11 protein-coding genes are annotated in these 8,550 nt (G+C 67.3%); 8 read left to right on the forward strand and 3 right to left on the reverse strand.

The window, feature by feature from the left end; genetic code table 11:
• Nucleotides 1-210: hypothetical protein (locus ACT4N8_RS12435; RefSeq protein WP_444858443.1), on the forward strand; the 210-nt coding region annotated here is incomplete at its 5' end.
• A gap of 3 nt (nucleotides 211-213) precedes the next feature.
• Here the strand turns inward: ACT4N8_RS12435 and ACT4N8_RS12440 are convergent.
• On the reverse strand, nucleotides 214-666 hold the full coding sequence (locus ACT4N8_RS12440) for a universal stress protein (protein WP_444858444.1): 453 nt from the start codon (nucleotides 664-666) through the stop codon (nucleotides 214-216).
• Between the two features lie 122 nt (nucleotides 667-788).
• Here ACT4N8_RS12440 and ACT4N8_RS12445 point away from each other — a divergent pair, with 122 nt between their 5' ends.
• The 5 genes from ACT4N8_RS12445 to ACT4N8_RS12465 all read left to right on the forward strand — a co-directional run bounded on the left by ACT4N8_RS12445 (nucleotide 789) and on the right by ACT4N8_RS12465 (nucleotide 5,251).
• The gene (locus ACT4N8_RS12445; protein ID WP_444858445.1) at nucleotides 789-2,090 is read left to right on the forward strand and encodes a pyruvate dehydrogenase complex dihydrolipoamide acetyltransferase; all 1,302 of its coding nucleotides are present in this window, start codon (nucleotides 789-791) and stop codon (nucleotides 2,088-2,090) included.
• A gap of 45 nt (nucleotides 2,091-2,135) precedes the next feature.
• The gene (gene lpdA, locus ACT4N8_RS12450; RefSeq protein ID WP_444858446.1) at nucleotides 2,136-3,530 is read left to right on the forward strand and encodes a dihydrolipoyl dehydrogenase; all 1,395 of its coding nucleotides are present in this window, start codon (nucleotides 2,136-2,138) and stop codon (nucleotides 3,528-3,530) included.
• A 24-nt stretch (nucleotides 3,531-3,554) separates the two neighbouring features.
• Nucleotides 3,555-4,175 (forward strand): hypothetical protein, encoded by a 621-nt coding sequence (locus tag ACT4N8_RS12455; RefSeq protein WP_444858447.1) that lies wholly within the window; start codon nucleotides 3,555-3,557, stop codon nucleotides 4,173-4,175.
• 304 nt (nucleotides 4,176-4,479) lie between these two features.
• Nucleotides 4,480-4,899: a type II toxin-antitoxin system Phd/YefM family antitoxin gene (locus tag ACT4N8_RS12460; protein WP_444858448.1), complete on the forward strand. Its 420-nt coding sequence runs from the start codon at nucleotides 4,480-4,482 to the stop codon at nucleotides 4,897-4,899.
• A 52-nt stretch (nucleotides 4,900-4,951) separates the two neighbouring features.
• Nucleotides 4,952-5,251 carry a hypothetical protein gene (locus ACT4N8_RS12465; protein WP_444858449.1) on the forward strand — a complete coding sequence of 100 codons (300 nt, stop codon included), beginning with the start codon at nucleotides 4,952-4,954 and terminating at the stop codon, nucleotides 5,249-5,251.
• Nucleotides 5,252-5,259: 8 nt separating this feature from the next.
• On the opposite strand, the gene ACT4N8_RS12470 is transcribed toward ACT4N8_RS12465, so the two are convergent.
• Nucleotides 5,260-6,012, reverse strand: coding sequence for a hypothetical protein (locus ACT4N8_RS12470; RefSeq protein WP_444858450.1), 753 nt, complete (start codon nucleotides 6,010-6,012; stop codon nucleotides 5,260-5,262).
• A gap of 190 nt (nucleotides 6,013-6,202) precedes the next feature.
• On the opposite strand from ACT4N8_RS12470, the gene ACT4N8_RS12475 reads away from it, so the two are divergent.
• Together ACT4N8_RS12475 and ACT4N8_RS12480 are read left to right on the forward strand one after the other, a co-directional pair.
• Nucleotides 6,203-6,631, forward strand: coding sequence for a GFA family protein (locus tag ACT4N8_RS12475; RefSeq protein ID WP_444858451.1), 429 nt, complete (start codon nucleotides 6,203-6,205; stop codon nucleotides 6,629-6,631).
• Between the two features lie 99 nt (nucleotides 6,632-6,730).
• Nucleotides 6,731-7,129: a cupin domain-containing protein gene (locus ACT4N8_RS12480; RefSeq protein ID WP_444858452.1), complete on the forward strand. Its 399-nt coding sequence runs from the start codon at nucleotides 6,731-6,733 to the stop codon at nucleotides 7,127-7,129.
• Nucleotides 7,130-7,144: 15 nt separating this feature from the next.
• Here the strand turns inward: ACT4N8_RS12480 and ACT4N8_RS12485 are convergent, their stop codons facing one another.
• Nucleotides 7,145-8,455 (reverse strand): DNA-packaging protein, encoded by a 1,311-nt coding sequence (locus tag ACT4N8_RS12485; protein ID WP_444858453.1) that lies wholly within the window; start codon nucleotides 8,453-8,455, stop codon nucleotides 7,145-7,147.
• Nucleotides 8,456-8,550 lie beyond the last annotated feature (95 nt).

The following is an 8,550-nucleotide window of genomic DNA, read 5'->3' on the forward strand; positions in this document are numbered from 1 at the left end:
GGCGGCGGCTATGGCTACGGCTATTACGCCTATCCGATCATCATCGAGACGACGACGACCGCCGCTTCCTCCTCCTACGTGATCGAGGAGGTCATCGAGGAAGTGGTCGAGACGCGCCGCCCGCGCGCCCGCCGCGCGCGCTGCAACTGCCCGCCGCCGCGCCGTCGTCCGGCACCCCGTCCGCGCCCGCCCGCCGGCGAGCGCGGCTGAGGCCTAGGCGAGGCCCGCAAGGGCCTCGTCGCTCAAGCTGGCCGGGACGATCACCAGCGGGCAGGGGAGGCTCCCCGCCGCCGATCCCGCGAAATGGCTGATCAGCGGGCCGGGCGCGCCTTCCGCCGCGGCGAGGACCAGCGCGGAAATGTCGTCGCGCTCCTTCAGCATCTCGGCGACCGCCTTGACGGGATCGCCCTGCTTGACCGTGATCGAAGGCTTGATCCCGGCCTCCTCGAGGATCGCGCCGGAGGCTTGGACCAGCATCGCCTCGGCGCGCAGCCGCGCCTCCTCCTCCATCGCCGCCTGGACCGCGCCCCATTGGGAGAATTCCTGCTGCGGGATGAGGGCTAGGATCTCGACGACGCCGCCGGTCCGTGCCGCTCGCCGCGCCGCATAGCGCAAGGCGGCCTGGGCCTCCTCGGTCTCGTCCATCACGACCAGGTACGAGCGCATCGGTCCTCCCGTTCGCACCGGAGGCTGACGGATATCGCGCGGCGAGGCAAGCCTTGCCCTTGACCCCAAGCGGTCTCATGCTGTTTGGAGACGCCGCCCGCTCGCGCAAGGGAAGCCTTCCGATGCCGATTGAACTCAAGATGCCGGCTCTCAGCCCCACGATGGAGGAAGGGACGCTCGCCAAATGGCTGGTGAAGGAGGGCGACACGGTCGCCTCCGGTGATATCCTGGCGGAGATCGAGACCGACAAGGCGACGATGGAGTTCGAGGCGGTCGACGAGGGCACGATCGCCAAAATCCTGGTCGCCGAGGGCACCGACGAGGTGAAGGTCGGCACCGTCATCGCCCTGATCGCGGGCGAGGATGAGGATGCGAAGGACCTTGCTGCCGGGGGCAGCAAGCAGCCTGAGCATGCGGCCGCCGCAAAGGCTGCGCCTGCCGCCGCGCCTAAGGCCGATCCGGTCCCCCCGCCCGCCAAGGCGGAAGCGCCGAAGGTGGACGCCGCGCCGCCTCCGCAACGGCCCGCGCCGCAGCCCCAGCCGAGCGCCAAGGGCGACCGCGTGAAGGCCAGCCCGCTCGCGCGGCGGCTCGCCGAGGCGCAGGGGATCGACCTCGGCGCCGTCTCCGGGTCGGGCCCGGGCGGGCGGATCGTCAAGGCCGATATCGAAGGCGCAGGAGGCAAGGCGCCCGCCAAGGAAGCGCCCGCCGCCGCGCCGGCCGTGATCGACACCGAGATCCCGCACGAAGCGGTCAAGCTCTCCAACATGCGAAAGACGATCGCGCGCCGCCTCACCGAGGCGAAGCAGACGATCCCGCATATCTATCTCACCGTCGACATCCAGCTCGACGCCTTGCTCAAGCTACGCGGCGAATTGAACAAGGGGCTGGAGAGCCGGGGCGTGAAGCTCTCCGTCAACGATTTGCTGATCAAGGCGCTCGCCGTCGCCCTGATCGAGGTGCCGGAGTGCAACGTCTCGCTCTCCGGCGACCAGCTGCTCCAATACAGCCGCGCCGATATCAGCGTCGCGGTCTCCATACCGGGCGGCCTGATCACCCCGATCGTCGCGAGCGCCGACAGCAAGAGCCTCTCTGTCATCTCGAAGGAGATGGCCGAGCTCGCCGCCCGGGCGAAGGAGGGCAAGCTCCAGCCGCACGAATATCAGGGCGGGACGGCGTCGATCTCGAACATGGGGATGTTCGGGATCAAGGCGTTCGACGCGGTGATCAATCCGCCGCAGGGCATGATCATGGCGATCGGCGCGGGCGAGAAGCGCCCTTATGTCGTCAACGACTCCTTGCAGATCGCCACCGTGATGAGCGCCACCGGCAGCTTCGACCACCGCGCCATCGACGGCGCCGACGGCGCAAGGCTGATGCAGGCCTTCAAGCGCCTCGTCGAAAACCCGCTGGGGATGCTGGCTTGATGCCTTCCCCCTCTCCCGCGAGGGGAGAGGGCATAGGAGTTATGAATGGCTGACACTTACGATCTCATCGTTCTCGGCTCCGGTCCCGGCGGCTATGTCGCGGCGATCCGGGCGAGCCAGCTGGGCCTGAAAACCGCGATCGTCGAGCGCGAGAAATTGGGTGGCATCTGCCTCAACTGGGGCTGCATCCCGACCAAGGCGCTGCTCCGCACCTCCGAAATCTACCACTACCTCACCCACGCCTCGGCCTACGGGCTCAAGGCCGAGAAAACGGGCTTCGATCTCGCCGCGATCGTCGAGCGCAGCCGCAAAGTCGCCGGCCAGCTCAACGCGGGCGTCAAGGGGCTGATGAAGAAGAACAAGGTGACGGTCGTCGAGGGCGATGGCGTGCTCGCGGGCAAGAGCAGGCTCGTCGTCACGAAGGACGGGACTAAGACCGAGCTTTCGGCCAAGCACATCATCGTCGCCACCGGCGCCCGCGCCCGCGACCTGCCCTTCGCCAAGGCGGACGGCGAGCGGATCTGGACCTATCGCCACGCGATGGTGCCCAAGGAGATGCCGACCAAATTGCTGGTCGTCGGCTCGGGCGCGATCGGGGTCGAGTTCGCCAGCTTCTATTCGGACATGGGCGCCGAGGTCACGATCGTCGAGATGCTGCCGCGCATCCTCCCCGTCGAGGACGAGGAGGTGAGCGCTTTCATGCACAAGGCGCTGGCCAAGCAGGGCATGACGATCCACGTCGGCGCCGGCGTCGAGAAATTGGAGGCGTCGAAAGCGGGCGTGAAGGCCGCGATCAAGGGCGCCGATGGCAACGTCACGACCAGCGAGTATAGCCACGCCATTGTCGCGATCGGCATCGCCCCCAACAGCGAGCAGATCGGCCTCGAGGCGCTCGGCGTGAAGACCGACCGCGGCCATATCCTTGTCGACGGCTACGCTCGCACCAATGTCGAGGGAATCTACGCCATCGGCGACGTCACCGGCCCGCCCTGGCTCGCGCACAAGGCGAGCCACGAGGGCGTCGTCTGCGTCGAGGCGATCGCGGGGAAGAAGCCGCACCCGTTCGAGACCTGGAACATCCCGGGCTGCACCTATTGCCACCCACAGGTCGCGTCGGTCGGCCTCACCGAAGCCGCGGCGAAGGAGGCCGGCCATGAGGTCAAGGTCGGCAAATTCCCCTTCATCGGCAACGGCAAGGCGATCGCGCTTGGCGAGGCGGAGGGCTTCATCAAGACCGTGTTCGACGAGGCTACGGGCGAGCTATTGGGCGCCCACATGGTCGGCGCCGAGGTCACCGAGCTGATCCAGGGCTATGCCGTCGCCCGCCAGCTCGAAACCACCGAAGCCGAGCTCATGCACACCGTCTTCCCGCACCCGACCTTGAGCGAGATGATGCACGAGAGCGTGCTCGACGCTTACGGACGGGCGCTGCATTATTAGGGGTGGTCAGCGGGCGGATCGGCCTTGATCGAAAGCCTCTACCAAGAGGTGATCGGCTGGGTGCCGGCGGACCCGGTCAATCTTCTGATCGGTGCCGGTGCCGGCGCGCTTGCGTTCGCCTATCTCGCCTTCGCCGCCGCCCATGGCCGCGCCTCGCCCCGGCGGCTCGAAGCGCCCGGTCCGCTGCCCGAAGCCGCGATCCATTACGAATATGGCGACCAGATTGGGCGCGAGCGGAAATTGTGGCCCGCGCTCGTTGCGATCCTCTTCTGGCTGGCGGGAACATGGGACACACAGCGCGGCGCGTTCGATCTGGGAATGCTCGCCTTTGCCGGCACGCCGACGCTCGTCTTCCTCCTCCTCGCCGAGCGACGCCGCCTCCGCGCGCGGCCGGCGGTCGCGCTTTATCCGCACGGAATCCTGCTGGATTCCTGGCGCGGCGAGACGACAATCCCTTGGAAGGATATCGCCTATGTCGAGACCGATCCCGCCGAGTCGACGGGATATCAGCCGAACTCTCATCTGCGCCTGCTGATCGGCCGCAGGGACGGCCGCCGGTGGCGCTACTCCGAGCGCGATTTCGGCGACGAGGCGCCGAGCCGGTTCGAGACGATCGTCGAGCAGGCGCGGCGGCACACGCGGTGAGGCTTCCAGACGAACAGCTCCATTGGCGGACCGGCCTGATCGGCTGCCTGCTTCCATCGGCGCGAAGCCGGAAGGAGGCATGAGAGCGCGCTCAATGCGTACGGAAGGGGACGGCATTGGTGCGGTTCCTCGGGGCCCGGTGAGAGGCCCGGCATTTCCATCATCATTCGCGAATTAACTCTTGCGAAACGGATTGTACATAATGTACAAAGCGTACGACACGTACAAAGCCGACGAGTCGTGACGGCAGGAGTGAGTCGAAATGCCTGGAATTCAGAGTGGAAGCTTCGGAGACGCGCGGGAAGTGCAGGCGAGCGAGGTGCGCCAGTCCTTCAGCGAGTTTGTCGATGAGTGCTGGGCGCGCGGCCGACGTACCGTGATCCAGCGCAACGGAAAGCCGGTGGCGGCGCTCGTCTCGATCGCGGACCTGCAATCGCTGCTCGAGGCGGACAGGCAGCAGAGCGAGGCGATGCTGCGGGAGATGGTTGCGGAGGAGGCCGGCGATCTGGCGCCGGCGACAGCCGCTGCCCACGAGCAGGAAAAGGAGAAACTTCACGGCGCGGCAAACGAGATGATCGCATGTGCGACGCGAATGATCGTTCCTATTGCCGTCAAGGCCGTCGAAGAAGCGATCAGGAACAAGCGGTCGCGTCGTGAGCTCGGGCCCAAGGACGAATCGGCGCTCACCGAGCGCGTGCTTGCGGAGATCGATACGGCACCTTAGAAGTTGCTTGGAAGCGCGTCGTGGCTCGCGACCGCAATTGGATCGCCCGCGAATGGCGTCTGCTTCTTACAAGCTCGTCTATCCTGCGGACGTCCAGCGAACTCGCGACGCATCCCTGGACCTCCTCGAGAAATCGGGCCGTCCTCGCGACGATTTCCGGATCGCGATGAACCTCCTCGTCGGCGATTTCGATCAGGGGATTGAGCCGGGGAACAAGACACCCGTCGAGCCATCCAGCTATTCGTACAATATCCTCGATATCCTCATCATCCTGCGGGTGGACGACGAACTTCAGGAACTGGTGGTCAGAAGGATTTCCCCCACCGCGCGCCTGAGGAATCTTGTCGCCTGAAATGGGTGTCAAGCGAGCGTGATCGGCAGCGGCTCGATGCGTGAGTCCGCGCGCAGCTTGACGGCGCCGGTGATTGGAAAGCGACCAAAGAAGCCGCCGCGACGCTTTCGAATCCGCCGGAAGGCTTGCTCGTCCAGTTCCAGCTTCACCATTACACCGGCGGAGGTCCCAGCCCTCACCCGCTGGGGCTTGTTCGGCGTCGCATCATCCGTAATCCCGCCGATCGTGATCTGGGTTGTCACGCCCTCAGAGTAATTTCCAATGCCTCTCAGTCGAATCTCGGCGCCAACGACGGCGGCATCGCGGGTCGGCCGGAATGGAAACTCGACCCGTACCAGCTTGCGTCCCTCGATCAGGTCTGCGCGGATCGCCTCTGCCTGATACACTTGCCGTCGGCCCGCACGGTCCCTCGCCGCCACAAGCGCATCCCCAATCAGACAGAGCGCGGCGAGACCGAACCAAAGCCAGGGCGAAAGCGCCTGACTGCCATCGACGATGACCTTGAAAATGCCGCCTTGCTGAGCCTCCGCGCCGAACATTCCCGCGCTTACCGAGAAGCCCAAGGGGATGGCGGGGAGCATGATCAGGAAGTGAAATGCCCGGCGGTAGGCCAAGGCCGGATCGCGCATCGCCCAGATGAAGACGACGGCACCGAGAGCGAGGAAGCCCAGCCGGGCTGGCAGCCACGGGACCGCCGCGGCAAGGAACACGCAAAGCCCGAGCAGCGCTCCGACGAGAATTACCTTCCAAAGCCATGGCATCGGCAGGTCTCCACCGCAGCGCCTGTTCCGCGGCAATGAATTGTCTATGGCGACGGACCAGAAAAGTAAAAAGGCAGCCGCTCCGTGTCCCCCCGGCATTGCGGAGGCGCGGTGCCCGCGTCGCGCCGCGATCCAAGTCTGTTGCCGGCGTACGGATCATCTATTGTATGGAATCGGAAAGGAGGCCGACATGACCGACACTTACCAGGGAAGCTGCTTCTGCGGGGCTGTGGAGATCGAGGCGCGGGGGGCGCCCGAGGCGATGGGCTATTGCCATTGCGGGTCGTGCCGCTCCTACGCGGGCGCGCCGGTGGCGGCGTTCACGCTGTGGAAGGCGGGCGAGGTCAGCGTCACCAAGGGCGAGGACAAGCTCGGCACCTACCACAAGACCGGCTTCAGCGGCCGGCGCTATTGCACCGGCTGCGGCGGGCATGTCCTGGTCGAGCATCCCACGCTCGGCATGACCGACGTCCACGCCTCGACCCTCCCCGGCTTGGCTTTCGTGCCGGGCGTCCACCTCCATTATCAGGAGACGGTGCTGCCGATGAAGGACGGCCTCCCCAAGCTGCGCGATTTCCCCGCCGAGATCGGCGGCTCGGGCGAGCTGATGGACGAATAGCCCGCCTGCGCTCGCCCGTCCGATCACAGCCATCGGGATTTCCGGTTGAACCCGAAACGATCCCGGCGGTTATCGGGGGCATGGAAGGAGTGAGCGGCAATGAGAGGCTATTGCGACGATATCGAGCGCGCGACGCTCGCCAATGAGGATTTCCGCCGCGTGCTCTACACCGGCAAGAACCTCCAGCTCGTGCTGATGACGCTGCCCCCGGGCTGCGACATCGGCGAGGAGGTGCACGAGGATCGCGATCAATTCCTTAGGATCGAGGAGGGCGAGGGCGTGATCCTGATCGACGGCGCGGAGAACAGGGTCGCGGACGACTTCGCGGTGATCGTCCCCGCCGGCGCCCGCCACAACGTCATCGCCGGCGACCGGCCGCTCAAGCTCTACACCATCTACGGCCCGCCCGAGCACAAGGACCAAGTCGTCCACAAGGACAAGGCTCAGGCCGAGGCCGATCACGCCAATGACGAATGGGACGGCGAAACCACCGAGTAGGCGCGACCTCTTCCCTCACAGCGCCCGAATCCGCGGCTCCGCGCGCGGCGGCTTCACCACCAGCTCGGTGAGCGCCCACACCATCGCGTCCGCCCGGTCCGGGCTGTCGCCGGGCCCGCGATAGTCGCCGCCGTAGATCAGCCCGGCCAGCTCGTCCTCCAGCGCCGGGAAATGGCCCGCCAGCCGCGCCCGTCCGTTCTCGAAGGCGACCATCACCGGCTCGGCGCGCGCCACCTTGCCGTCGGCGGCGTGGACGAGGCTGACCGGCAGCCCGGCCTCGGCGCCGCGCAGCACGCTCTCGACCATCTTGCCGCCATTGTTCGCCTCGGCGATCACCCGGTGGGCGCCCCACGCCTCGGCCGCCGCCGCGACCTTCCGCGCCCAGCCGTCGGGTCCCAGCCCGGTGACGCTGCAATCGGCCAGCACATGGCCGATCCCGGCCTGGTCCAGGCCGCACACGCCTATCCCGCAGGTCCCCGCCGCCCCCGCCGGCGGATCGACCCCGACGACGATCCGCCGCAGTGTCCCGCGCGGCGGCGGCGCGCCCCGGCTCGCCTCGATCAGCGCGCGGCTCCACAGCGCCCCTTCGAGATCGTCGAGCAGCACGCCCTCCAGCTCCTGCCGGCCGAACCGTGTCCCGCCATGGATCGCCTCCGCCGCGTCGAGAAAATCCCCGGCGACATGGGGATTGGCCCGGCTCGGGCCGCCGCTGGTCGCGGTCGCGGGATCGGCGAGCAATTGCTTGAGCAAAGGCACCGGCCGGGGGGTCGTCGTCACGATCGCGCGCGGCACCTCGCCCAGGCGGAGGCCGAGGCGAAGGTTGTTCCACGCCGCCTCCGCCCGCTTCCACTTGGCGAGCTCGTCGCACCAGGCGAGATGATGCTCGGGTCCGCGCAAGCTCTCCGGGTTCGCCGCCGAAAAGAGCCGCGCCTCGGCGCCGCTGGCGAAGACCAGCCGCTTGCGCGAGGGGAGCCAGCGCATCGCCGCCCGCTCGTCCGCCCGCGCCACCGCGAGCAGCCCGCTCGGCCCCTCGATCATCACCGCCCGCGCCTCGTCCGCCGTCGCGCCGACCAAAGCGATCGCCGCCTCCGGATGGTCCCGCGCGAAGGCCGAGACATATTCCGCCCCCGCCCGGGTTTTGCCGAAGCCCCGCCCCGCCAGCATCACCCACTGCCGCCAGACGCCGGCGGGAGGTTCCTGCCCCTCCCGAACCCAGCTCTCCCAATCCGCGTCGAACACCAGCGCATCGGCCTCGGTCGCCCCGCCCAGCACCAGCCGAATCTCGTCCTCGGTCAGTGCTTCCAGCGCCGTGAGCGCATCATGCATCACCAATTCCTCCCCTGCATTTGCAGGGGAGGGGGACCATGCGCAGCATGGTGGAGGGGCCTCTCGAGCCGAAAGGACCCCTCCACCGCACTTCG

Origin of the sequence: Sphingosinicella sp. (genome assembly GCF_052387495.1) — a bacterium.
GTDB lineage: Bacteria > Pseudomonadota > Alphaproteobacteria > Sphingomonadales > Sphingomonadaceae > Allosphingosinicella.